This is a genomic window from Streptomyces sp. NBC_01363 (assembly GCF_026340595.1).
Classification (GTDB): Bacteria; Actinomycetota; Actinomycetes; order Streptomycetales; family Streptomycetaceae; genus Streptomyces.
Genome location: NZ_JAPEPF010000001.1, coordinates 5,934,974 through 5,958,235, shown reverse-complemented (window position 1 = coordinate 5,958,235; position 23,262 = coordinate 5,934,974). Strand labels below are relative to the sequence as shown.

At 67.6% G+C, this 23,262-nt stretch carries 20 protein-coding genes and 2 pseudogenes; 6 read left to right on the top strand and 16 right to left on the bottom strand.

Annotation, left to right across the window (positions count from 1 at the left end):
* The first annotated feature begins 154 nt into the window (after window positions 1–154).
* Entirely contained in the window at window positions 155–1,876 is a 1,722-nt protein-coding gene (locus OG611_RS27200) for an IS1182 family transposase (protein ID WP_266422212.1), read from the top strand.
* Window positions 1,877–2,073: 197 nt separating this feature from the next.
* Here OG611_RS27200 and OG611_RS27195 read toward each other — a convergent pair whose 3' ends face one another.
* Both OG611_RS27195 and OG611_RS27190 read right to left on the bottom strand, forming a co-directional pair.
* Entirely contained in the window at window positions 2,074–3,816 is a 1,743-nt protein-coding gene (locus tag OG611_RS27195; RefSeq protein ID WP_266425015.1) for an IS1182 family transposase, read from the bottom strand.
* Window positions 3,817–3,867: 51 nt separating this feature from the next.
* Window positions 3,868–4,462: pseudogene (locus OG611_RS27190) on the bottom strand (terminal protein).
* A 98-nt stretch (window positions 4,463–4,560) separates the two neighbouring features.
* Here OG611_RS27190 and OG611_RS27185 point away from each other — a divergent pair.
* Window positions 4,561–5,085, top strand: coding sequence for a DUF6233 domain-containing protein (locus tag OG611_RS27185; RefSeq protein ID WP_266425012.1), 525 nt, complete (start codon window positions 4,561–4,563; stop codon window positions 5,083–5,085).
* 8 nt (window positions 5,086–5,093) lie between these two features.
* Here the strand turns inward: OG611_RS27185 and OG611_RS27180 are convergent, their stop codons facing one another.
* Together OG611_RS27180 and OG611_RS27175 are read right to left on the bottom strand one after the other, a co-directional pair.
* Window positions 5,094–5,654: a hypothetical protein gene (locus OG611_RS27180; RefSeq protein ID WP_266425009.1), complete on the bottom strand. Its 561-nt coding sequence runs from the start codon at window positions 5,652–5,654 to the stop codon at window positions 5,094–5,096.
* Window positions 5,655–5,955: 301 nt separating this feature from the next.
* A complete protein-coding gene (locus OG611_RS27175) occupies window positions 5,956–6,852 on the bottom strand; it encodes an amidohydrolase family protein (protein ID WP_266425006.1) in 897 nt (298 codons plus the stop codon).
* A 443-nt stretch (window positions 6,853–7,295) separates the two neighbouring features.
* On the opposite strand from OG611_RS27175, the gene OG611_RS27170 reads away from it, so the two are divergent.
* Together OG611_RS27170 and OG611_RS27165 are read left to right on the top strand one after the other, a co-directional pair.
* On the top strand, window positions 7,296–8,657 hold the full coding sequence (locus OG611_RS27170; protein ID WP_323180240.1) for a HEAT repeat domain-containing protein: 1,362 nt from the start codon (window positions 7,296–7,298) through the stop codon (window positions 8,655–8,657).
* A 429-nt stretch (window positions 8,658–9,086) separates the two neighbouring features.
* Window positions 9,087–10,292: an IS110 family transposase gene (locus tag OG611_RS27165; protein ID WP_266425000.1), complete on the top strand. Its 1,206-nt coding sequence runs from the start codon at window positions 9,087–9,089 to the stop codon at window positions 10,290–10,292.
* A 48-nt stretch (window positions 10,293–10,340) separates the two neighbouring features.
* On the opposite strand, the gene OG611_RS27160 is transcribed toward OG611_RS27165, so the two are convergent.
* From OG611_RS27160 to OG611_RS27135, 6 genes are all read right to left on the bottom strand, one after another.
* Entirely contained in the window at window positions 10,341–10,865 is a 525-nt protein-coding gene (locus tag OG611_RS27160; RefSeq protein ID WP_266424997.1) for a hypothetical protein, read from the bottom strand.
* 303 nt (window positions 10,866–11,168) lie between these two features.
* A complete protein-coding gene (locus tag OG611_RS27155; RefSeq protein WP_266424994.1) occupies window positions 11,169–11,921 on the bottom strand; it encodes a hypothetical protein in 753 nt (250 codons plus the stop codon).
* Window positions 11,922–12,460: 539 nt separating this feature from the next.
* Window positions 12,461–13,180 (bottom strand): hypothetical protein, encoded by a 720-nt coding sequence (locus tag OG611_RS27150; protein WP_266424991.1) that lies wholly within the window; start codon window positions 13,178–13,180, stop codon window positions 12,461–12,463.
* Window positions 13,181–13,590: 410 nt separating this feature from the next.
* Window positions 13,591–14,148 (bottom strand): XRE family transcriptional regulator, encoded by a 558-nt coding sequence (locus tag OG611_RS27145; protein ID WP_266424989.1) that lies wholly within the window; start codon window positions 14,146–14,148, stop codon window positions 13,591–13,593.
* A gap of 113 nt (window positions 14,149–14,261) precedes the next feature.
* Window positions 14,262–15,266 carry an IS3 family transposase gene (locus tag OG611_RS27140; protein ID WP_266424986.1) on the bottom strand — a complete coding sequence of 335 codons (1,005 nt, stop codon included), beginning with the start codon at window positions 15,264–15,266 and terminating at the stop codon, window positions 14,262–14,264.
* Between the two features lie 20 nt (window positions 15,267–15,286).
* The gene (locus tag OG611_RS27135) at window positions 15,287–15,670 is read right to left on the bottom strand and encodes a hypothetical protein (protein ID WP_266424390.1); all 384 of its coding nucleotides are present in this window, start codon (window positions 15,668–15,670) and stop codon (window positions 15,287–15,289) included.
* A 739-nt stretch (window positions 15,671–16,409) separates the two neighbouring features.
* Between OG611_RS27135 and OG611_RS27130 the strand changes: the two genes are divergently transcribed.
* On the top strand, window positions 16,410–16,898 hold the full coding sequence (locus tag OG611_RS27130) for a DUF4279 domain-containing protein (protein ID WP_266424984.1): 489 nt from the start codon (window positions 16,410–16,412) through the stop codon (window positions 16,896–16,898).
* A 43-nt stretch (window positions 16,899–16,941) separates the two neighbouring features.
* On the opposite strand, the gene OG611_RS27125 is transcribed toward OG611_RS27130, so the two are convergent.
* The 6 genes and pseudogenes from OG611_RS27125 to OG611_RS27100 form a co-directional block, all read right to left on the bottom strand.
* Window positions 16,942–17,361, bottom strand: a complete 420-nt coding sequence (locus OG611_RS27125; protein WP_266424981.1) for a transposase — start codon at window positions 17,359–17,361, stop codon at window positions 16,942–16,944.
* Between the two features lie 122 nt (window positions 17,362–17,483).
* Window positions 17,484–18,934 (bottom strand): annotated as a pseudogene (locus tag OG611_RS27120) (ISL3 family transposase).
* Between the two features lie 103 nt (window positions 18,935–19,037).
* Window positions 19,038–19,871 carry a transposase family protein gene (locus OG611_RS27115; RefSeq protein ID WP_266424978.1) on the bottom strand — a complete coding sequence of 278 codons (834 nt, stop codon included), beginning with the start codon at window positions 19,869–19,871 and terminating at the stop codon, window positions 19,038–19,040.
* Window positions 19,872–19,929: 58 nt separating this feature from the next.
* The gene (locus tag OG611_RS27110; RefSeq protein ID WP_266424975.1) at window positions 19,930–20,409 is read right to left on the bottom strand and encodes a hypothetical protein; all 480 of its coding nucleotides are present in this window, start codon (window positions 20,407–20,409) and stop codon (window positions 19,930–19,932) included.
* A gap of 297 nt (window positions 20,410–20,706) precedes the next feature.
* Window positions 20,707–21,228 carry a hypothetical protein gene (locus OG611_RS27105; protein WP_266424973.1) on the bottom strand — a complete coding sequence of 174 codons (522 nt, stop codon included), beginning with the start codon at window positions 21,226–21,228 and terminating at the stop codon, window positions 20,707–20,709.
* A 26-nt stretch (window positions 21,229–21,254) separates the two neighbouring features.
* A complete protein-coding gene (locus OG611_RS27100) occupies window positions 21,255–22,010 on the bottom strand; it encodes a transposase (protein WP_323180278.1) in 756 nt (251 codons plus the stop codon).
* A 141-nt stretch (window positions 22,011–22,151) separates the two neighbouring features.
* Between OG611_RS27100 and OG611_RS27095 the strand changes: the two genes are divergently transcribed.
* Complete coding sequence (locus OG611_RS27095; RefSeq protein WP_266424969.1) at window positions 22,152–22,589, top strand: glutaredoxin domain-containing protein; 438 nt, start codon at window positions 22,152–22,154, stop codon at window positions 22,587–22,589.
* Window positions 22,590–23,262 lie beyond the last annotated feature (673 nt).

Here is a 23,262-nt window from a genome sequence, read left to right as displayed (position 1 = left end):
CGGGCCCACCAGGCGTAACAGTTCCCGGGACCCACTCCGGGGCTTTGACCACCGTGAAGACTCTGCTGCGCAATTCCGTGCGGGGGTGAAGGTGGGCACGGGATGATCGTCTGTACGGTCGTTGTCCTGTCGTGCGGCCGTGGGGGTGGTGTGGATGTCGATGCGGCCGGAGGGGCTGCCGGAAGTCCCGGAGCAGACCGTGATGGTGGCGCGGGCGGCGTTCCCGCAGGGGAGCCTGGCGATACGGGTGCGAGACCGGCTCGCGGAGGTTTTCGCGGACGAGCCGTTCGCGTCGGCGTTCGGGGTGCGTGGGGCTCCGGGTTTGTCTCCGGGGGTGTTGTGCCTGGTCACGGTGTTGCAGTTCGCCGAGGATCTGACCGATCGGCAGGCCGCGGCGATGGCGGTGCGGGCGATCGACTGGAAGTACGCGCTCGGGGCGGAGCTGACGGACACCGGCTTCGATGCCAGTGTGCTGAGCCGGTTCCGTTCCCGCCTGTCCGACAACGGCATGGAACGGGTGGTCTTCGACCGTCTCCTTGAGTACTGCGTGGAGGAGGGGCTGGTCGCGGCCGGGGGCAGGCAGCGGACCGATTCCACCCATGTGATCAGTGCGGTGCGGGACTTGAACCGCCTCGAGCTGGCCGGGGAGAGTGTGCGGGCGGCGCTGGAGGCCCTGGCTGTCGCGGCGCCGTCGTGGCTGGCCGGGCAGGTCGATGTCGCCGAGTTCGCTCACCGGTACGGGCCGCGGGTGGACGGCTGGCGCATGCCCGCCTCGCAGACGAAACGCGACCGGCTCGCGCAGGTCTTCGGCCAGGACGCGCTGGCGTTGTGCCGGGCGGCCTGGTCACCCGGCACACCCCCATGGATCCGTGAGATCGAGTCCGTACAGATCCTGCGGCAGATCCTCGTCCAGACGTACTACCTGAGCACCGACACCAGGGGACGGGAGGTGATCAAGAAGCGGGCCGCCGACGACGAGGGTGTCCCGCCCGGTCATCGCCGCCTCGCCTCCCCCTACGACGCGGACGCACGCTGGGCGGCCAAGGGCGAGGGCCTGTTCTGGATGGGCTACAAGGTCCATCTCACCGAGACCTGCGACACTCCCACCGAAGCCGAAGCCGAAGCCGAAGCCGAAGCCGGTGTCCGGGCGGCACCGAATCTGATCACGGACGTGTGCACCACCGATGCCACCGTGCCCGATGTGAAAGCGACCGCCCCGGTCCAACAGCGCCTGGCCGAGCACGGCATCAGGCCCGCCGAGCACTACCTCGACTCCGGCTATCCATCCGCCGACCTCATCGCCGCCGCGCTGAAACAGGGCACCCGTATGGTCACCCCGGTTCTGCTGGATCATTCCGCCCAGGCCAAGGCCCACGCCGGCTTCGACAAGAGCGCCTTCATCATCGACTGGAGGGCCCGCCAGGTCCGCTGCCCCGCCGGCAAGACCAGCGCGCACTGGAACCCCGTGAAACAGCACGGAACGGACGCGATCGTCATCACCTTCGGCGTCCGCACCTGCCGCCCCTGCCCCTTCCGCGACCAATGCACCAGCTCCGCGAAAGGCCGCCGCATGCTCACCCTGCGCCCCAGAGAGCCAGAAGAAGCCCTCACCCAGGCCCGCGCCGAGCAGAAGACCGAGACGTGGAAGGCCAAGTACGCCCTGCGAGCGGGTGTGGAAGGCACTATCAATCAAGCCCTCGACATCACCGGCATACGCCGGGCCCGCTACCGCGGGCTACCGAAAGTCCGCCTCCAACACGCCTTCTCCGCCACCGCACTCAACGTGATCAGACTCGACGCCCACTGGACCGGACACGACCAGCATCACACCCGCAGCAGCCGGCTCGAACGCCTCGCCTACCGACTCACAGCCTGACCCAGGAATTGCGCAGCAGAGTCCGTGAAGGCGCCTGTCGGCAAGCATGCACTTCGCGCCCGGCGATCTTGGTGACAACAGACCTGCGTTTGTGACAACTATCGTGCTTCGGCTCAAATATGGTTTATAGCAGGCCCGGAATTCGGCCGGGTCAGAACCGGAATTCTATTAACGAGACGACTCTGCTGCGTAATTCGTCAGGCGGAGAGTTGGTAGCTGAGTCGTTCGAGCCTGCTGTGGCGGGCGCGGTCGAGTGGCCCGGTGGTCCAATGGGCGTCGAGCCGGATCACGTTGAGCGCGGTGGCGGAGAAGGCGTGTTGGAGGCGGACTTTCGGTAGGCCGCGGTAGCGGGCCCGGCGGATGCCGGTGATGTCGAGGGCCTGGTTGATGGTGCCCTCGACGCCGGCCCGGAGGGCGTACTTGTTCTTCCAGGTGTCGGTCTTCTGCTCGGCGCGGGCCCTGGCGAGGTTGTCGTGGAGTTCTTCGGGCCTGAGGGTGAGCATGCGACGGCCGGTCTTCGAGGTGGTGCACTGCTTCTGGAAGGGGCAGTCGCGGCAGGTCAGGACGCTGAAGGTGACCACGATGGCGTCTGTGCCGTGTTGCTGGACGGGGTTCCAGTGGGAGCTGATCCTCCCGGCGGGGCAGCGGACCTGGCGGGTCTTCCAGTTGATGGTGAAGGCGTTCTTGTCGAAGCCTTCGGCCGCCTTGGCCTGCGCGGAGTGGTCCAGAAGGACCGGAGTGACCATGCGGATACCGTCCTGCGTGGCCTTGGTGATCAGGTCGGCCGACGGGTAGCCGGAGTCGAGGTAGTGCTCGGCCGGTTTCACGCCGTGCTCCGCGAGGCTCTGCTGGATGGGAGCGGTCGCCTTCACGTCGGGCACGGTCGCGTCGGTGGTGTGCACGTCGGTGATCAGATTCGGCATCCTCCCGGCCCCGGACCCGGCGTCGGCGTCGGCGTCGGCGTCGGCGTCGGCGTCGGCGTCGGCGTTGGGGAGTGTGCCGCACGTTTCGGTGAGGTGGATCTTGTAGCCCATCCAGAACAGGTCATCGCCCTTGGCCGCCCAGCGTGCGTCCGCGTCGTAGGGGGAGGCCAGGCGGAGTTGACCGGGCGGGACGCCGTCGTCGGCGTCCCGCTTCCTGATCACCTGCCGTCCCCGGGCATCGGACCGGATGATGTAGGTCTGCACCAGGACCTGCCGCAGCAGATGCACCGCCTCGACCTCATGGATCCACACCGGGGCGTCCTCGGCCCAGGCCGCCCGGCACAGGGCGAGGGCGTCCTGGCCGAAGACCTGGGCGAGGCGGTCGCGTTTGGCCTGTGAGGACGGCATCCGCCAGCCGTCGGTCCTCGGTCCGTACCGCTCGGCGAACTCCGGCACGTCGATCTGTCCGGCCAGCCAGATCGGCGCCGCGACCGCCAGAGCCTCCAGCGCCGCCCGCACGCTCTCCCCGGCCAGCTCCAGCCGGTTCAAGTCCCGCACCGCACTGATCACATGGGTGGAATCGGTGCGCTGCTTGCCCCCGGCCACCACCAGCCCGGCGTCCTTGCAGTGCTCAAGGAGCCGGTCGAAGACCACCCGCTCCATGCCGTTGTCCGCGAGCCGGGCCCGGAACCTGGACAACACGCTGGCATCGAAGCCGGTGTCCGTCAGCTCCGCCCCAAGCGCGTACTTCCAGTCGATGGCCCGCACCGCCATCGCCACAGCCTGTCGATCAGTGAGGTCCTCGGCGAACTGCAACACCGTCACCAGCGACAACACCCCCGGCGACAGCCCCGGAGCCCCACGCACCCCGAATGCCCCCGCGAACGGCTCGGCGACGAAGACTTCCGCAAGGCGGTCCCGCACCCGTATCGCCAGGCTTCCCTTCGGGAACGCCGCCCGCGCCACCGCCACGGTCTGTTCCGGGATCTCCGGCAGCCCCACCGGCCGCATCGACATCCGTACCGCCTCCACGGCCGCACGACAGAGAAGCGACCTCAAGAACGATCATCACGGACCCGACCTCACCCCCGCAGCGAATTGCGCAGCAGAGTCCGAGACGTGTGTAAAATCCGCGCGCAGGCCAGCGGCACGTGTGCCCCATTCTGTGAAATACGACTCGGCGATGGCCTCAGCGACGATCGGATGCAGGTCGTCCTCCGTCGCACCGGCCTCCTGGAGTTCGAGGATCTGCTTCGCGTAGGTGGGTGAGATCGCCGTGGTGATGCTGCGTTCGCGGCCGTCGTCCGAGCTGCCCGTGCACGTGAATCCGAAGTAGGCGGTCACCTCCACCTGCCTGTTCACGTGCCTGTGCTCTGACCTGCGGTTGCCACTCGGATTCCGTCTCCTCCACCAGGGCGGCCTGGAGGCGCTTCTGCGGGGCCGTCAGCTTCCCGACGCGGTAGCGCTCCACCGTGCGGCGTGAGGTGCCCAGACGCTCCGCCAAGGCCTTGGTCGACCCCTTCGCCCGCGTGGGAAGGAATTTCACCTGTGCCTTTGCGGATTTCGGTGCGGGCCGGGTGAACACCTTCCGCTCCGCCCGCGCGAGGGCTTCCAGGACCTTGCCGCGGCGCGGGGCCGGCTGCTGCTGCTCGTCATCGCTCATGCGACCAGTCGGCCATGGGGAGCCTGTGGACGGAGACCGGTGTCCGCGCAGATCGCGCCGGGCGTCGGCGTCCCGGCGTCCGTCCGTACGGTGGGGGCATGACGACGTCCTCCGCCCCCGAGCCAGTGCCGGTGCCCATCCGGGTGCTGCTGCCCGGGGACCAGGAGGTCGTCGCCCACCTGTGGTCCCGGCGCCAGGCGCCCGACGGCTGGCTGTACGAGGTCGGCCTCCCGTCGTACCGAAACGGGCCCGGGGACTCCGTGGAGCCTGCCGAGTACCGGGTCTGGGTGCGCGCGCCGGAACACGTACGGCCCGTCGGCGGCGTCTCGTACGACGCCGTGCCCACCGAGTACCTGGAGCCGCCCTCGCTCGTCCAGCAGGCGCTGGGGCCGCGCCGCCCGCCTGGCTGGGTGCTGGCGAAGGTCGGCGGGCGCGGGCCCGGTCAGGGTGTCGTCCACGCCGTCGACTGCGAGGAAGCACCGGCCGGTGCCCCGGTCCTCACCCTGGACCGGGCGCTGGACGCAGCGCAGCACCCCGGCACCCGGCTCTGCTCTCTGTGCGGCGCCGCCGCCGAACTCGACCCCCTACTCAACGGCTTCGACCAGGGCTTCGGTGAGAACTGAGCAGCGGGTCAGCGGCGGGTGACGGTGAAGCCGCTGTCGTTGACGGCGGCGGTCCACACGTCGCGGTCGAACCACTTGGTGATGTTCGGCTGCATCTCGGTGATGGTGCGCATCCGGGCTTCCCAGTCGTGTCCGGCCGGGCCGCGGCTGCCGTCGCATCCGGTGCAGCCGTCCTCGCCGTGGATGTGGCCGGCCATCCAGGCGTTGACCGCCACGTTGATGATGACCGCGTACAGGTCGCCGCCAGTCTGGGCCAGGGAGTCCGGCACACCAGCGAGGACCAGCGCGAGTTCGGGGTTGTCGAGCGGCGGCATCGGCGCCTCTCCCACCCCTTTCTCGGAGCTGCTCTCCTCGTAGGACTGCACGCTCCTCGCGAGGCTGTCGGCCATGGCGGAGGCATCGAAGTAGCGCCAGGCGGAACGTACTTGGATGCCGAGCCGCTCGGACACGGTACTGATGTTCTTCTCGATGGTGTCCGCCACTGTCGCCGGCGCGAGGGTCACCCCTCGGTGGGCCAGCTCAGCGAGCGTCTGGGCAACTGCTTCTTTGAACGCCTTCGTGTTCCGCACGAGCGCATCGTAGGCGGGCGGGAGCAGCGGGCAGACGGCTTCGCCCGCATTGGACCGGCACCGGGTGCCCAGCGGGTGACTGGTGCACTGCAGCGTCGTTGGGCACATCCGACCCCCGCGGATACGCGAGCGCGCCCCGGACCAATTGGTCCGGTGTGACTGCTTCACCTGGCGGGTGAGCGCCCGAGTTGGCGGGGCTGGGCATTGCAGAAGCCGTTGCTCAATCGATCACGCTGAGCACGGTTGGACCGCGCTCCGAGGCGTGGTCCAACGGCTATCGGCTGTGCGAGACGCGCCGTCGTCAGACTCGCGCGGTGGCCGCGGGCCTGCCGATCCGCTCCGGCAGACCGGGGAAGAGGCGCCTGGCGTTGGTGTGGCCGATCTTGGCGCGGTCGTTCTCGTTGATGGCAGCGTTGTCGAACCAGTCGGCCGCCTCGCGCATGGATTCGTAGGGGTAGTCGCTGGAGAACAGCACGCGGTCGACGCCCATCTCGGCCAGGGTCGCGTTAAGCGTCTGGGTGTGGAAGTTGCCGCTGGTCGTGACGTAGAAGTTGTAGAGCAGGTAGTGGGTCAGCGGCTTCTCGAACTTGCGCAGGTCGCCCATGTAGGACGCGCGGTGGTCGATGCGCCAGATGTTGAACGGCAGGGTTTCACCCAGATGGCCGAGGATGACCGTGAGTCGGGGGAATCGGTCGAACAGGCCGCTGGTCATCAGGCGCAGTGCGTGGGTGGAGGTCTCGACGGTGAAGGTCCACACGGCGCCGAACAGTTCGGGATGGCCCTCGTAGATTCCCTGGTTGCCGGGGAGGGGATCGCGCGGGTGCAGGTAGACCGGCACGCCGAGTGCCTCGACGCGCTCCCAGAACGGTAGGAAGCGTTCGTGGTCGTAGTACCAGCCGGTGTCGGCGTCGCCGATGTTGGTGTAGCCGTTGACCATCGCCCCGTGAAATCCGAGTTGGGTCACGCAGCGTTCCAGCTCGGTCGCGGCCGCGGCCGGGTCCTGCAGGGGCAGGGTGGCGAATCCGCCGTAGCGGGTGGGATTGACGGCGACGATCTCGGCCAGCTCGTCGTTGACCTGCATGGCGCGGGTGACGGCGCGGCGTGGGTCGGTTTCCCCCTGAACCCCGGGTGCGGTCAGCGACAGCAGCGAGTAGTCGATGCCAGCGGCATCCATCTCTCCCAGTCGCTCCGTGCTCATCTCGAGCAGGCGCCGGGAGACCTCCCTCATTGCCGTTCATGTGGCCGCCCTTGCTCTCGGTCCTGTACTGAAGGCACCTTCAACATAGAAGGCGCCTGTTACGGGGGCGCTCACGCGCGGCCAGCCGACCTGACATGCAACCCCATTGGACCGATGCACCCTACGGCTGGGCGTCCCTTCGCCGCAGATGCCTACCTGCGGCGAAGGGACGCGGTGGCTGGATATCCGCCAACTCAAACATTCAGCCCCGCCAGCTCAGCCGCTCACCCGCCGCCTGAAGCGCTCATGAGGTGGTAGGCGTGGTTCCTCGTGATGGCCCGGACTTCGGGCCATCGTTCGACGGCGACCTCATGGACGGGCCTCGGCGTAGCCCCGCCGACTACCGTCACCTGGGTCGGGCCCATCGGCCGACGATTCATTCCGAGACGGGGGCTCAGCGGAACATGGACGATACACAGCTCGTAGCGGCGGTCCGGCGAGGGGACGCAGATGCCGTGACCGCGTTGCTGGAGGGCGGAGCGGTCCCGGACACGGTCACGGACGACGGCCTGCCGGTGCTGTGCCTGGCGGTCGCCGCCTATGACGTTGCCGTCGCGGAGGCACTTGTCGAGGGTGGCGCGGATCCGGACCGGAAGCTGCCGGACGGAACGACTCCGCTGATACGGGCAATCGACGGCGGCTCTCCAGCGGTGACGGAAGCCGTGCTGGGCAGGGAGCCCCGGCTGCGCCTCTCGGAGGCCGGAAGGGAACAGCTGCTCGCCCTGGCCCGGCACTGGTACGAGCGGAGCGCGGAGGACGAACTCCGCGGCAGGACGGGTGGGTCCGGCCCCGTGCGTCAGTCCCTGGTACTGGACGACGAGTACAACCACGTTTCGCAGCTGACGCTCGGTGGCCTAACGGTCCGCGGCGGGCACGGCGCGATCCTCACAAACCTGGAATGGGCCTTCCGCATTCTGACGCCCGTGGACGAGCTAGTGGCCAGGGCCGTGGCACGGCGCGACCCGGACCATGTCGACTGGTCGTCCGCCCGGTGGGTCCTCAGTGAACGCCGCAGCAAGGAGACGTGGTCGGCCGTCACGGCGTACCGCCACAACCCGGATCCGGCGCACCGCCGGTTCGTCCTCGACGTCCTCCACTGGTACCTCTTGTTGCCGTCGAGTTGGCGGAACTCCTACGAGAAGGAGACGGCGGAACTGCTCGTCGCCTGGGCGACAGATGGGGAGGACGACCCCGGCGTCCTCGCCGAGGTGCTCCGCGTCCTGAGCGAGATGGAGCACCGGAAATCGAAGGCCGCGGGACTGCGGCACGCCGGCCACCCGGACCCGCGTGTCCGTGCCCAGGTCCCCGACCTCCTGCTCAGCTCGAGTACCCCGCCCCCTCCCCTCGACGCGGCGGCTTGCGCTGCCCTGCTATCGCTCGCCGGGGACGAGGATTGGGGAGTTCGTGCCGGAGCCGGTCGGGCACTGATCGCGGCCCACGACGGCAGCCCCGACTTCACGGACGTTATTGTCGGGCTGCTCCGGGATCCGATGGCCGATGTGCGCGCCTGTACCGCGGAGGCTCTCGCGGACAGCGTGGACCGTACTGCGGCGGTCGCCGACGCTCTTGTGGCCCTGCTCGACGAGGACGACTTCGGGACGCGGCTCAACGCCGCCTACGGTCTCCTACGGCGGGACCACCCGCGCACCGGGGAGGCGATCGAACGGGTAGGCCCGCTCTCCCGCCCCGGCTTCGAGCACGACCACCGTCTCTCCGCGTTCTGGAGGTGGAAATGGGACCGCGAGGACCATTCCGCCGCCGAATGATGCCGACGCCCCGAAGCTGAACGGTCAGCCGTACGACCTGTTCGCCGAAGTCCTTGACGTCCTGGCCGAGGGCGACATGCGGGTCACCCTGGCGTTGTCTCTGCGGTAGCGGGCCCCCCGCCAGCGGGTGAACCATACAAAGGGCTCACTCCCTCCCGCAGAACAAGGGAGGCAAACGCTCACCCGCCAGATAGAGCGCTCCTTACCTTGTTGGCGGGTTGATTCCGGTCCTTCGTACGATCGGGAGACCCAGGGGCCTGGGTGTGGCTGAAAGCGCTCATGCCGAACGTGTGGCTTTGACTGATAGGCCGCCCAGTGCCCCGCGACGACACGGCCACTCATTGGGATGAGCGAACAAAGATCGCTTCGTAAGGACACGTCGGCGTGGTCGTCTGCAGGGCCATCAACCGATCGACGAGGGAGGCTCGGGTGCCCGAGCTCTGGGCGGGGACGGATGCCGGCAAGGCCGCGCATCACTGCACGGTAATCGACACGGACGGGACGAAGGTGCTCTCGCGCCGAGTACCGAACAACGAGGCTGAGCTGCTGGAGCTGATAGGCGACGTCCTCGCACTGGCTGAGGATGAGCCGGTGACTTGGGCTGTTGACCTGAACGCGGGCGGAGCCGCCCTGCTGATCGCATTGCTCACCAGTCATGGCCAACGGCTTCTCTATATCCCTGGCCGCACCGTTCACCACGCCTCCCGCAGCTACCGAGGCGACGGCAAGACCGACGCCAAGGACGCCTACGTCATCGCCGACCAGGCACGGATGCGCCGTGACCTGCAGCCTTTGCAGGACTGGGACGAGATTGCGGTGGACCTGAAGATCCTCACCGCTCGCCGCTATGACCTGGCAGCCGACCGCACCCGGGCCATCAACCGACTGCGGGCCCAGCTGCTGGAGTACTTCCCCGCTCTGGAGAGGGCGTTCGACTACGCCGCATCCAAGGGTGCCCTCGTCCTGCTGACCGGCTACCAGACGCCGGCGGCCCTGCGCCGGATCGGTACGAACCGGCTGTCGTGCTGGTTGAAGAACCGCAAGGTGCGTGGCACCCAGGCCCTGGCGGACGCAGCCGTCGCCGCGGCACAGGCCCAGCACACAGCTGTCGTCGGGGAGACCACAGCTGCAGCTGTGGTCCGCACCCTGGCCAAGGCCGTGCTGGCGCTGGACGAGGAGATCACCGGCATCGACCTGCAGATCGCGGCCCGCTTCCGTGAACATCGCGACGCGGAAGTGATCGTCAGCATGCCCGGAATGGGCCCGTTGCTGGGGGCGGAGTTCATCGCCTGCACCGGCGGGGACATGGACGCCTTCGGCAGTGCGGGGCGCCTCGCCGGAGTCGCCGGTCTCGCACCGGTCCCACGGGACTCAGGCCGGATCAGCGGCAACATGCGTCGACCACACCGCTACCACCGCCGGCTCTTGCGTGTGTTCTACCTCTCCGCCCAGATCGCCGCGCGCTTCTGCCCCACGTCCAAGGCCTTCTACGACCGCAAGCGAGCCGAGGGCAAGAGCCACAAACAGGCGATCCTCGCCCTCGCCAGCCGACGCCTCGACGTGCTGTGGGCCCTCATACGCGATCAGCGAACTTTTGAGGCCCAGCCACCTCAGCGCGGTCTCGCCGTGGGCTGATCCCTGTTGTCTTGGGACGTCACGTGCTGCCTGCTGCCGCGGTGCGTCTCAGTTCCTGATGAGAGGCTCGTAGGGGCAACCCTCCGGCGTGAAGATGAGGACGAAGTTCTCTCCCACCCGAACAGCCGCCTCCCGCAAGCGAGCCAGGACGTCTGCTTGGTCCGGAAGGTCGAGGCCGAGGGCTGCGGCGGCACGCTCTCTTCGGGCCACGAGGTCCGGCATGTCCTCCAGGTACTCGGCCGCGAGTTCGCGACTTTCCTCGTCTGTGAACGCTTGGCAGTCGCGCCACCACGGGGCGACCAGCAGCAGCCGCAGGAGCTCGGGCAGGCCGATCGCAACCAGAGCCGCACCTCCTTCGGAGTCGGCATAAAGGATTGGACGTTCCTCGCCGCCTTCACCGCAGAAGAAGTACGTGCCCCCAGCGCCGTCGCCGGCGAAACCCTCGAGCGCGGCGCCCGAGGCTAGGTGGACTTCCTCGACATGGTCGCCTCGGTCCAGGTCGAAGTCACCCGGCCAAGCGAGAAAACGGGCAGCTTCGTCCTGTTCGCGGACGGCAGAGATCAACGAGTCCATGGGCCGCACCTTACGGCTCGCTGGTTGACAAGAATCATTGGGAATCAGTCACATCCGGGTGTGACTGAGCGCGCTACTTGGCCAGCCTGGCCAAGTAGCGCGCTCAGGGTTCTGCGCCGCGCACATCGCTCGCAGGGAGCGGACTTCAGAGCGGTGTTAGGTGAGCCAGCCCAGGGGATCGGACTTGCTTGAGCACATGGAGTTCCGACTTCTGCGAGGTCGGCCACATGTCGACGAGGTACCCCGGTCCGGCTGGTCCGGATGACAACGCTTCTGGAAGAGGAGGTGGTCCGCGCACGTCGTCTACCGCACGGCGACGTGATCCCCGGTCGACGACTTCGCCCCGGAAGTGGAGTTCCCGTAGTACGTCCACCGCCATGTCCCCGGCCCGGTCGCCTTCACCGTGGTCTTGAGCGCCCCCGTTCTACTCGACGTCGCTTTCTTGACCGTTGTGTACGAGGAGGCGCCCGCCGCCTTGAACTGCAGGCTGACCGTGCGGCCCGCGTACCCCTGGTACGTGTGGGTGTCCCAGTTCGCGCGTGTGACCCGCCCGGTCACGGTGATCGTCTTCCCTTTCGCGACCGGCTCCGGCGAGGCGTTGACAGTGACGCGTGTGGCCCGCTTGACCTGCAACGGGAGGTCCTTGTCGTCAGTGTCGTGGGCGTCGCCGGCGAGAAAGACCCGAGCAGCAGTTCGCCAGGTGCCGGCGTCCTCGTTCCCGAAGTCATGGTTCTGCGGGTCGATGTACAGCCATTCCTCGAAGTCGCAGATTCCTTTCGCCCTGTCCACGACCTTGCAGTCGCTGGTGATGATGGAGCTGTGCAGGGTGTCCCCAGTGTCGGGCTTCCCCCGGTAGGGGAACACCGTCGGCCCGAAGTCGTATCTGAGTTTGGTCGTCATCCGGAAGACCGCATGCACCTCGACCTCCTCCTTGACTCCGATCACGATCGGCTTCCCGCCGTTCACCGAGACCCGGGTGAAGGAGACCCCGCCCTCCGCCGCCCCAGCCGGCACCGCCGCCACCCCTGTGAACACGACCGCCGCTCCACCGGCCATCACCGCTTTCCACATCGTCTTCCCATCTTCGAGCTCGCCCTTTCCCCTGCAGCCTGGACCGAACGCGTAGGCGCACCGGCCGGAGGTTCATCCTCGCGGCTGACTGTGGGACAGGAGAGGGCTGTACGTGGTTGTACGCAGTGCGGCAACGATTTGATCAACACGGCATCTCCCGGGTTCGGTTCCCGGGAGGGGGCCCCGATGGCTTCACGGAGGATCCGGTGATCAGCCTTCCGCGTTCCTACCTCCGCAGCGGACCGGGTACGCCCGAAATTGGTGCATTCACCGCGCCGGGTCCCTGTTCTGCCTCTGAGCCGTGACATGGTAGTTGGAACCGCCAAGGCGTGCTGACCTGACCGTTCTCAGCGTGGGTGACACGCTTGTTGGAACTGATTTGCCAAGCTTCTTGGAACCAAGCGCTCAGTTGCCATTCTTGTTGGAACCGCTTCCGAAGATCGCTCTCCTTCGACTACGCCGCCGAGGACCACTGGCTCGCCAACCACTGCCACCAGCAGTTCCCCGCGCCCCTGGGCGGTGCCTCAGCTCCAGTCGAAGGTCAGCAGCGCGAGCCGCTCGACGGGCTCGAAGAACAGCAGAATCGAGTCGGCGCCCGTGCGTCGGTAGTGCCAGCCCGGCACCGACGCCACAAAGTGGAACGGGTTTCCGGCCGGACTGACCGGCCACGCGCTGTCGTCGTCGTACTCAACGTGGAACAGATCAGGCTGGACCCAGTTGTCGTGAGGGTCCGCGTCGCCGCCGAGCTGCTCCAGCAGTGCCACGGCGTTGGATCCGTCATACCACGGGGACCCGTCGTTGTGACGCATGAGCAGGATGCCCTCACGGCGGAAGGCGTCCCGGTGTGCCAGGTAGCTGCGTCCCTCGCGTTCGCAGTGCTCGTCGAGCCGCGTACGGAACCCGGGCCAGGGGTCGGACAGTTCCTCGGGGGTCGTCGCCCGCGCGAAGTAGCGCAGGTCGCCGAGTAGGCGGTAGCGGTCGTCCTGCATCGAGAACCCGAGCCAGTTGGTTCTCTGCAGAGGTGAGTGGAAGGCCTCGGTGTGGTCGCCGAGGTAACCTTCCGCCGGTTCCAGTGGGCTGACCAGGTGGATCCACCCGTGCCAGGCCGGGTCCACCTCGGCGAGATCGATCGAGATCAACGGGTGCAGGTGCCCTGCCAGTTCGACCTGGTCGGTGACGAACACGTCCGCAGGCTCGGGGTAGACCCGCAACCCCGTCCCGGCCGTCATGACGTCTTCCTGCATCTGGAGCCTCCGCCGCTCTCCCCGGCGACCGGCCGGGCTGCCAGCACATGTGATCGATCGACGGGTAGTCAACCCTATCCGTCGGACACTCCCAGCCGTCCGCTTCTCGTCAGCCTGCCCTGCGGCCGGGTTCAGGTCGGTCGTCGGGGCGTCAGTCGGTGGCGGGGCCCTGCGAAAGCTCCTCCTGCACCAGGGGGACCTTCCAAGAAGATCGGCACCGATGCCGAGGTAAGACCATGGCACTCAATCCCAAGATCGATTCCAGCGCCGACGCGCTCCGGCTCCAATCGGTGTGGCCCAGTTCCAACTATCGTGTCACGGCTCAGCCTCCGCGCAAAAACTGAGCGCCGGAGTGGCCAACTATCGCGCTCAGTCACACCGGGGCGCGCGGGCTGTTCGGGGCGTGGCCTCTACAGGTCGAACTCCAGGTGCTCGATGTCCGTGAAGCGGACTTCCTCCAGGCTGCCGGCGCGGCGGCCGCCGTCCTGGAAGTACACCTCCTTGAGCGCTTCGGCAGCGATCTCCCGCAGCTGCTGGTCGGTGGCGCCCTGCTCCTGGGCGTCGAAGAGGCGGGCGGCATACTGCGGCGGCAGCGCCACCGTGAGGTGCCGGATCCGGTCCTGGTCCGTCGACCCGATCGGGGCGGTGTAGCCGAGGCGGGCGCGGGTGTCGATGACGATGCCGCCGGTGCTCGCCGCCTGCTCGCGGGCCTTCGCCCGGATCTGCGGCTGCCATCGGGCCTTCACCTCGCGCTCTATGCGGGCGGCGAGGTCCGGGCGGGGCTTCTTGAACTGGTCCTTCACGTACCGCTCGACGGTCCGCTGAGAGACCCGCAGCATCTGGGCGACCGCCTTGGTGCCCTTGTACTGCTTGACCAGGTACCGCATCTGCGCGCCGGCCGACTTCGGGATGGGGCGGGTGAACGCCTTCTGCACCGCCTGGTCCAGGCCGTCCCCGAACATGCTCATCGCGGTCTACCTACTCTCCGTTGTCCTGGTCGGTGACGGTGCCGTCCTTGATGTACCGGGCGAGGTTGAGCTCCGGGGCGGAAGATTTCAAGTCCAGTGAGACGGTCGTGACGCTATGAAGTTTGTGGTGTGGGTTCCCTGCGTTTGGCCGGGTTGTTGATCCAGGCTGTCTGGGGTATCTCGGGTGGTCTGGGGCGGCGGCCGAAGCGTTCGGGGTGACGGGCGTATGCCTCGGCGAGGGTGACCGCGCGCTGGTCGCGGACCTCCTCGGCAGTCCCGAAGTGGACGGAGGCGGGTGTGTGCCAGCCGATACCCGAGTGCCGGTGCTCATGGTTGTAATACGCGATGAACGCGTCGAACCACTCGCGGGCGTGGGCCAGCGAATCGAACCGTTCGGGATAGTCCGACATGTACTTCGTGGTCTTGAACTGAGCCTCGCTGTAAGGGTTGTCGTTGGAGACCTTCGGCCTCGAGTGCGACCGCGTCACGCCCAGAGCGATCAGTAGTTGGGACACCTTCTTCGACGTCATCGAGGTGCCGCGGTCCGCGTGCACGGTCTGGGGCACGATGCCGTTGCGGGCGATGGTCTCGCGGATCAGCTCCTCGGCCCGCACAGCTGATTCGGCTCGCTCGACGGTGTGGCCGACGATGTACCGGCTGAAGATGTCGATGATCACGTAGGCGTGATACCAGACGCTCTTGGCCGGTCCGGCCGCCTTGGTGATGTCCCAGGTGAACACCTGTGAGGGCCCGGTGGCGACCAGCTCGGGCACCGCCTTGGCGGGATGGGTGGCCTGCCGTCGGCGCTCACCGGACTGATCCTGCTCGCGCAGGATCCGGTACATCGTCGAGACGGAGCAGTGATAGCGCCCGGCATCCAGCTCGCGGGCCCAGATCTGCGCGGGCGCCAGCTCGGCGTACTCGTCGCCGTTCATCAACTCGAGTACCGCAGCCCGCTCTTCGGCCGTCAGGGCCGACGGCTGCACCTGTGGGGCACGTGTTCTGCGTGGTGGCGGGGGCCGGAGCCGGCGGTAGTGCGTGGCGCGGGAGCGGCCGGTCAGCCGACAGGCGGCCGTGATGCCCAGCTGAACCTCGACGCCGGTGAACGCCTCGTCCACGACAGGGTCGGCGGCAGGCTTCAGTCCGCGCTCTCGGAGATCATTTCCAAGAGCGCGGAGGCTTTTCCCATCACCTCGAGTGCGGCCTTGTTCCGTGCCAGGTCCTTCTGCAAGCGCTCCACCTGCTGCCGCAGCTTTTCGTTCTCCACCTCCGCGGCGGACTTCTTCGCCCGGGCCGGGCTGGTCCGGCGGTCAACCAGGTTTTCCAGGGCCCCGGCGTCCCGGGCGGCCCGCCACTCCTTGACATGCGAGTGGTAGAGCCGTTCCCGGCGCAGGACCGCACCCTTCTCGTTCCTGAGCGCGGCGTCGTACTCGGCGACGATCCGCAGCTTGTACTCCGAGGTGAAAGTGCGGCGCTTCGGCCTCGGCGCCGGGTCGGACCCGACGGGCTCTGTGCTGGGCATAAGGGACGGTTCCCCTGTCGTGCCCTCTCAGGCTAACCCCGCAGAACAGGATGTCTCACCCAAGGCTGACAGAGAGGGCCAGGACAGCAAGTTCGGAGACGTCTCCGCCGTCGAGCCCTATGCGATCTACGCGCCGGGCGGCAAGGGGCTGGTTGGGGCTCCACCGAATGGGCCGACGAGTACTTCTGGTTGATCGATGCCGAGCGGCCGGGCCGTCTGCGCGAGCCTGTTGGAGACAGGTAGCGGGGGCGAGGTTCGGGACGGTTCCCGTGTTCACTGTGATTCGCTCGATGAAGGAGGAACCCGACTGTGTCCCTGCGGCATCGCCACGAGTACGCCGCAGGCTTTCCTCATGGCCTCCCGGCCAGCTTTCGTAAACCGGCCCAGGAGTTGTCAGACCACCCGAAAGGATGACCCGAGTACGCACCGCTACCGGCCCCAATCCACCAGGTTCGAGCCGGAGGCACTTTAAGAGACGTAAAACGCCGGTTCCTCGCGTACTCCTCTCCATCACGCTTGCCGGGCCCGCCCCATCTGGCAGTACTGGACACGTCCCGGCTTTGTCAGGGCCGCTCTCACCCTCCCCGGCATCACCCGGATCAGGCTGCCCTCAGCTTCAACCCCACTGCTGTGACAGCGGGTTGGTGCAGGTCTTCCACCTCCACGCGAACCAACAGCGCCTCACGGCGCAAACGAAAATCTTGCCAGAGCCACGAATGTGCACAACTACTCTCTACGGATGCCTCTGAACCAGTACGTGTATTTCGCTCTGTCCAGCGAGCGCACCACCGCGCGAGAGATGGCTGATTTGCTCGGTATCGAACCCGATGAGGTAACAGTGCGGGCAAGCCGCCTGGCCGAACCGCCCAGACCGGTCTGCCACCGCTGGAAGATCGTGTGCCGAGCACCGGGCCTTCGGGTCGATGAACAGGTCACCCAAATCCTGGACCGGCTCCGGCCCCACACCGGTCGCATCGCCGAGCTCGTCCGTCGGCTGGATCCAGAGGGGGAGTGCCCCTCCGCGGTGCTGGAAATCGTGCGCTACTTCAACGATGACGAGTGCGCCGATGAAGCGGACCGCCCGGATACCTCCCAGCACCCCAACCTCTTCGGCTGGCACCTCGACCGCGACGTGCTGGACTTCCTCTCTGCTACTGGCGCGGTTCTGGACGTCGACGAGTACGACCTGACCCCGGACGCCCCAGAGGATCAGTCAGCAATTGGGTGAGCACATTCATGGGCTCTGTCGCTGATCTTGTGACAGGCCTGGTTCAGGTTCGTAGGAGGATGCGAGTGCGGAGGAGGTCGAGCTTGGCTCGGCCGTACCCGGCGCGCTTCAGGAGTTTGACCCTGGTGACCTGGCCTTCTACTTGGCCAGAACTCCAGGAAGTGGACAGGCTGGCGGTGACCGCATCGAGGTCGCGCAGGAGTCCCTCGGCAAACTGTCCCAGGTGCGGGAGGTCGTCCTGACTGATGCCCGCGATCCAGGTGGAAAGATCTCGGCCGCGGTGCTCGTGCATGAGACGGGCGAAGGCGCGGACGTGCTCGACGGTGGCATCGAGCTCGGGGCATGCCGTTCGCATCTCCTTGAGGCCGACGGCGTCCTCGGACCGTAGGCGCTCGGGGTGGGTCATGACCCAGCGCAGAGCCCGGCGTGGTTTTGGCAGCGCAAGTGGTGGAGGGGTGGTCACCGTGCCTTCCCGAAGCAGGCAGACGTAGCGGCTGACTGTTGTGCGTTCACCCGGGAAGCCCTGGTCAGGGTCTGTCAAACGAGCGGGTCTGGCCCGTAGTCGGTGGTGACGCTGGGTGTCCGTCAGGGCAGGAGGATGCGGTGGCGGAGGAGATCGAATCCGGCGCGTCCGTGCATCTGCCGCATGATCCTTTTGGTGCGGGTGTTGACGCCCTCGGTGCGGCCGTTGTGGTAGGGCAACGTGAGGCCGGCGTCCACGGCAAGCCGGTCGATTTCGAGGCCATTGGTGAAGCTGCGCAGGTAGGGCAGATCGACGGCGCGGGCGGCCGTGACCCACTCGGTGAGTTTCACGTCGTTGCCCTCGCCTGGTTTCAGCAGGGCGGCGAAGCCGCGTATGAGATCGGCGAGTGCGGTCATCTCCGGGCAGGCCGCGGCGATCTTCTCCAGCAGGGTCGTTTCCTTCGGGCGCAGGTTTTCGGGGTCGGTGAGCAGGAGGCGGCCGGCGTGGCGCGCGGTGGTGACGGGGCGGTCACCTTCGGCGCGGCCCTGGTTGAGGTAGCGGACCAGGAGGTTCGCGCTGCCGGTGTAGCCCAACTCCCGGATCTCTTCGAGGAGGTGGGTGACCGGGACAGCCGTTTCCTCGGCACGGCGCCGGCGCAGGTGCTCGCGGTAGGGGTCGACGAGGGTGAGCCGGTAGGCCGGAGCGATGCGCAGGGCCTGGGGTTCGGGCATGAGGGCGTAGCGTTTGACGGTGTTCAGGGCCAGATTGAGGCGGCGGGAGCAGTCGAGGAGGCCGACGCCTTGACCGAGGAGCTCGTGGATCTTGTTCCAGCGTTCGCGGGTGCTCTGTTCGCGTACTCCGCCGGGGCGGGGCGGGGCGGGTTGATGGTGGCCCAGCAGCCGGCGTGCGCGCGGACCTCGAGCAGGGTTTTGTCGCAGAGATTTCGCCATAGGTGCCATCGGTCGCTGACCTGCACCGCGTCGGGCAAGGCGCGGCGGACGGCCTCGGCGTAGGTGGCCGAGCCGTCCCGGCACACGACCTCGACACCAGGATGTTCGCGCAGCCAGGACTCGAGGGTGGCCATCTCGCGGTCGGGCAGGACTTCGACGCGTCTGCTGGTTTCGGCATCCGTGATGATCGTGGCGTAGCGGTGGCGGCGCAGGGCGAAATCGTCCACGCCGATCACCCGCGGGACCGCCTGCTGCGGCAGCGGCAGGCGCCGCAGATGGCGCAGCGCGGTGCTGCGGGAAACGGGCACGGCCATTAGACCAGCGAGGCGTGCGGCCGCCCGGCCGCACAACTCCCGTGCCACCTGGGATATCTGCCAGGCAAGCCGCACCGTGCGGCGCTGATGGCGCTCCAGCAGTCCGGAAATCTGCTCGCGGAAGGTCTGTCTCCGGCAGCCCCGGGCTGGACAGACCAGCCGCCGTACCCGCAGGTGGACGACGACCGTGCGGCCGTCGACCGGCACGTCCGTCACCGTCCGGCGGTGATACCCGTGCACCTTCGCCGTCGGCGTCCGGCACGCCGGACACGGCACCGCCACATCCCGCGTGCGGGCCGTGACCACCACTGAGCATTGTTCATCTTGAAGTTGCAGGTCACCGGGCTGGCGTGGGTCGAGGCTGGGGTGCTCGCGCTGGTCGGGGGCGTGATCGGTAGCAGGTGATCGTCCGTCAACGCTGGACCTCGGCGTTTGTCAGCACGAGGAGAGCCCGCAGAAGCATGGTCGCGTGGCGGGCGTTCATGCGGACCTTGGTGAGGATCCGCCAGTTCTTCAGATCGGCGAAGCCGTGCTCGTTCGCCGCTCGTTCGCGGCTGACCAGCCGGTTCGCCTCCTTCTGGGCGGCAGTCAGGGGATGGCCGCGGGTCGCTTTGCGGCCGGTGACGATCACCGGGTCGTCGGGATTGTCGTCCAGGCCAACGAAGCCGAGGTCGGCGAGCACCCCCAGGCCGGCCTCCCGCAGGTGGGCGGTGATCTTGTTGTGGCGGGCAGTGGTGATCTCCGAGCAGCGCCCCGGCTTCGCCGCCGAGATCCACACCAGGTTGCCGCGCTCGTCGGTCAGGGCGAGGAACAGCAGGCCGTGGGCCTTGTGTTTGCCCGAGTAGTTCGGCCGGTTGGCGTCCCCGGTGCGTCGGCGAGTACGGACGAGGGTGCCGTCGAGCAACACAACGACGCCACCCTTCCGGGCGATTTTCTTCAGGGCGCGGTCCAGGCGCGGGGCCCGCGCGGCGAGCAGGCCGAGCACTTCCAGCAGCCAGCGGCGCACGGTGGAGGCGGAGACGTCGTTGCCGCCCGCGATGTCGGAAAGCCGCTGGTCGTGGCGGAGGCCCGCCAGGACGATCAGGGCGATCCGGCCGGGCGGGAGCTTGCGCCAGCGCGAGCGGATCTTCTTCAGGTGACCGCGGACCAGGCCGGAGACCAGGTCCAAAGTGGCGCTCGACAGCGGCAGGCGGCACTGGTAGACAAGCCCTTCAGTGCCCTCGACGGGGCGGTTGTTCCTTCGCATGGACACCCCAACTCCCGTCGGGGGCCTGCACGTTACGCCGAAATCCAGCCGCGACCGGTCAGACCGGCGGCTGCGGCAGGGCAGTGAAGCGGCCGGCTGGGGTGCGGTGCAGCCAGCCCCGGTCCGCCAGGCGCCTGAGCTTGTCGCGGACCGGCTCGACCTGCCCGGGCTGGGCGCGCCTGCCGAGTTGGACGCTGACGTCCTTGGCCGGGACCGGCTCCGAAGCCGCGGTCACCATCTTCATGATCGCCTGGTAGTCGGCGGGCAGCGCGCTCTCGTCCACGCCCGGCTCGCGGTGCGGGACCAGCAGCATCCCGCCCGCACCCGGTGCCGTCGTTACCCGTTCCAACTCCTCAGCCACGGCCCGGTCGTCAGCCTGCCCGCTCCGCTCGGCCTCGATGAACTGCCCGATCACCACCTCGGAAGCCTCCAGCCGGGCCACCTCGGCATCGATCCCGGCGAGCTCCTTGCGCAGCCGCTCGGCGCGATCGGCCAGCACCACCCTCCGCTGCATCACCCAGACCAGAACATCCGCCATCAATAGCCCCTTCCCGCCCGTGCTTCCTCGGAGCTTACGAAGCCCTCTGGACCCGGCATCGCGATTCCGGCGAACCGGCAATGCGCCGGATGATCACCTGCTACCGATCACGCCCCCGACCGGCACGAGCACCCCAGCCTCGACCCACGCCAGCCCCGTGACCTGCAACTTCAAGATGAACAATGCTCACTGCGTCACCACCGTCCACCACGTCCTCGAGGACGAGCACCGACAGTCCGGAAAACACCGTCCTGACAAGGGAGTTGACATCCATCACAAGATCATGATCGCGGATGGCTACTCGGCGTCACCACCGACTACGGGCCAGACCCGCTCGTTTGACAGACCCCATACCGGCGGCAGTGCCTCCTCGCAGAAGACGCAGACGAAGTCCTCCTCCCGAACGATGTTCAGCTCGCCGCAGGCGGGACACCGCCGGAACACCACCTCGTGTGTGAAGCCGGAAGGGTGCTCGATTCCGGCGGCGTCCAGAGCTCTTGCGACGGCCGGCCACGAGCTGATGTCCGGGCAGTATCCGGTCGACTGGTTACTCACCTCACCGACCGCCCACTGCCCGGACTCCTTGCGAAAGCTCATCTCCCCGGCGCCCAGAACGGGGCCGCCGCCAGCACACGCCACGTGCTCGCTCCGGCGCGGCGCGAGCCGCAGCACACCTGCCGAGTCGATGACGAACGTGAAAGGATCGGCCAGCTCCACTGCTTCCAGAGCGGAAGCCCAGTCGTCGAAGTCCGCTGCCGAGTGGATGCTTCGGCCCTCAGCCTCCGGCCGGACGAGACCCCGCAGATCAGGCGGTCCCACATACCGATAGCTCCACCCCGGCAAGTTCACGCTGACCAACGTAACGCCCTCGCGAGGCGAGAGCCTGGGGAATTACGTGAAGTTGCACCTGGGGAATATCGCGAACGTCCACAAGAGCGCAGCCGCCCGAGGACCTCGACGGGGAGCCCGTCCAGGAGGTAGGCCATACGCGGGGCGTCGTAGCTGGCGTCGAAGACGATGAGGATGTCCGCATCGCCGTCCTCCCACTGGCCGCCGTCGATGAGATCGGTGACGACACGACGGACCTGGCCGGCGGTGACCTCGGCGAGGTCGTCGTCGGGCCCGAGGCGGACCGCGTCCAGCAGCTGACACCACGAGGTGCGTCCGGTCTCCAGGGCGGCGACGAACGAGTAGGGCCAGCCCGGGATCATCAGGTGCTGGTCACGGCCGCGGCCATAGGTGTGGCAGAACAATCGATCCGCGCTGCACTCGGCGTCCGGGCGGAGCCAGTTGCTCACGTCCACGGCCAGGACGAGCCGGTTGTCGGCGGCCTTGGGCTGCGGCAGCACCGCCAGGGCACGGCGTAGCCGGGCGGCGTCGATTCGGCCGTGGTTCAGCGCGTCGTACAACGCGCCGTGCCCGCACCGGTGTTCGGCCAGCAGCGTCAGATCGACCGGCGAGGTCACCGGCCCGTTCTCGCAGAGCATCGCGTCACAGATCTCGAACAGTGCGTCACCGCGCGCGGTCAGACACGCGTAGAAGTCCTCCCGGAAGTGTGACGTGAAGTCGAATGCCTCGTGCCGGGCATCGTGGTGCAGCAGACTCACCCCTGCGGCCTTCGTATGAGTGCGGTTCTGTGACGGAATGCATGCTCATGCGAAGGCCGTCCGTCTGTCCGGCGAATACCGAGGTGCGCTGCCTAGTTCGAAGAGCATTTCGACTCACCGATAGCCTGCGTCACCATGACGCGCGCTTGGATCTCGCCAATACTGTTTGTGCTCGGCGGCTCAGCCGCTGCAACTGGGCTGATCTTCAGGGGGAGCCCCGGCGCAGCCGCAGCACTCCTGCTGGTGTTTGTGCTGCTCGCAGGTGTGAACTCGCCTCTGATGTTCCCGAGGCCGATCGGTGCGCTGGAGGCACAACGCCGCAGCGCGGTCGACGGCCGGCCGGTCGTCTTCTGGCGACCGGGCTGCACCTACTGTCTGCGACTGCGCATCCGGTTGGGCCGTAGCGCCCGCCAGTTGCATTGGGTCGACATCTGGCGTGACCCGGCTGGAGCCGCAGCGGTGAGGGCAGTCAACGATGGCAATGAGACCGTGCCAACTGTCGTCGTGGCGGGCCAGTCGCACACCAACCCCGACCCTGAATGGGTGCGTGAACAGCTCTCCTCTTCCGCGTGATCAGGAGCGGTGCCCTATCGGAGAGGTACCCACAGCCCCGAAAGATCGTCAACCGGGTTGACGCCGTCCGAACCTTCCGTCCGCGCCGCATGACGCAGACGGAGGTTAAAAGACAAGCTGAACTCGCTTCCTCAGTTCCAGCGAACGGGCCCTGCCCTCGGCGGGACCCGTTTTCGGAGCCCACAGGCAACGAAGAGTTGAGAACTCTCGAACATGAGCTGCGGGCCGACTGCGTGACGACGTCGACTCGTTTACCAGGCTTCCTGCGGGAGGAGCTGAGACCCGCAGCCACCGTGTGATGGACACTACCCGTGGTCAGGATGGGCGGCCGGGGCGGCTTCTGTGAGACGGTCCAGCCGCGTGTGGAGGGCCCGTACGCGGCGGTTCTGGGCGCAGCGGGCGGTGCGCTCCAGCGGTGCGGACAGGCGTGGACAGCCGCCTCGACCTGGGCCTGGAGTTGACCCCAGCAGCGACGGTGCCCGGCCCGCGCGCTTCTGAGGGCCGGGGCGTCACGGCATCCACCTGACCAGAGCCGGGCGCACGGTGGAGGCATGGCCGGGCGGGTACGCCGCTGTGCGTACATCTTCTGAATCCACTCCGCCGCCCCGCCCTTGGCGGTGATCTTTCCGCGCTTGTCCTGCAGGTACAGGTCCTCGGATGAGGACGGCGCCAG

Excerpts from the sequence above, each read along its gene's own strand:
- OG611_RS27200 (WP_266422212.1), top strand. The coding sequence starts at position 155 with ATGTCGATGCGGCCGGAGGGGCTGCCGGAAGTCCCGGAGCAGACCGTG.
- OG611_RS27195 (WP_266425015.1), bottom strand. The coding sequence starts at position 3,816 with ATGTCGATGCGGCCGGTGGGGCTGCCGGAGATCCCGGAACAGACCGTG.
- OG611_RS27185 (WP_266425012.1), top strand. The coding sequence starts at position 4,561 with ATGACGACGTCCTCCGCCCCCGAGCCAGTGCCGGTGCCCATCCGGGTG.
- OG611_RS27175 (WP_266425006.1), bottom strand. The coding sequence starts at position 6,852 with ATGAGCACGGAGCGACTGGGAGAGATGGATGCCGCTGGCATCGACTAC.
- OG611_RS27170 (WP_323180240.1), top strand. The coding sequence starts at position 7,296 with ATGGACGATACACAGCTCGTAGCGGCGGTCCGGCGAGGGGACGCAGAT.
- OG611_RS27160 (WP_266424997.1), bottom strand. The coding sequence starts at position 10,865 with ATGGACTCGTTGATCTCTGCCGTCCGCGAACAGGACGAAGCTGCCCGT.
- OG611_RS27155 (WP_266424994.1), bottom strand. The coding sequence starts at position 11,921 with ATGGCCGGTGGAGCGGCGGTCGTGTTCACAGGGGTGGCGGCGGTGCCG.
- OG611_RS27150 (WP_266424991.1), bottom strand. The coding sequence starts at position 13,180 with ATGCAGGAAGACGTCATGACGGCCGGGACGGGGTTGCGGGTCTACCCC.
- OG611_RS27145 (WP_266424989.1), bottom strand. The coding sequence starts at position 14,148 with ATGAGCATGTTCGGGGACGGCCTGGACCAGGCGGTGCAGAAGGCGTTC.
- OG611_RS27135 (WP_266424390.1), bottom strand. The coding sequence starts at position 15,670 with ATGCCCAGCACAGAGCCCGTCGGGTCCGACCCGGCGCCGAGGCCGAAG.
- OG611_RS27130 (WP_266424984.1), top strand. The coding sequence starts at position 16,410 with ATGCCTCTGAACCAGTACGTGTATTTCGCTCTGTCCAGCGAGCGCACC.
- OG611_RS27115 (WP_266424978.1), bottom strand. The coding sequence starts at position 19,871 with ATGCGAAGGAACAACCGCCCCGTCGAGGGCACTGAAGGGCTTGTCTAC.
- OG611_RS27110 (WP_266424975.1), bottom strand. The coding sequence starts at position 20,409 with ATGGCGGATGTTCTGGTCTGGGTGATGCAGCGGAGGGTGGTGCTGGCC.
- OG611_RS27095 (WP_266424969.1), top strand. The coding sequence starts at position 22,152 with ATGACGCGCGCTTGGATCTCGCCAATACTGTTTGTGCTCGGCGGCTCA.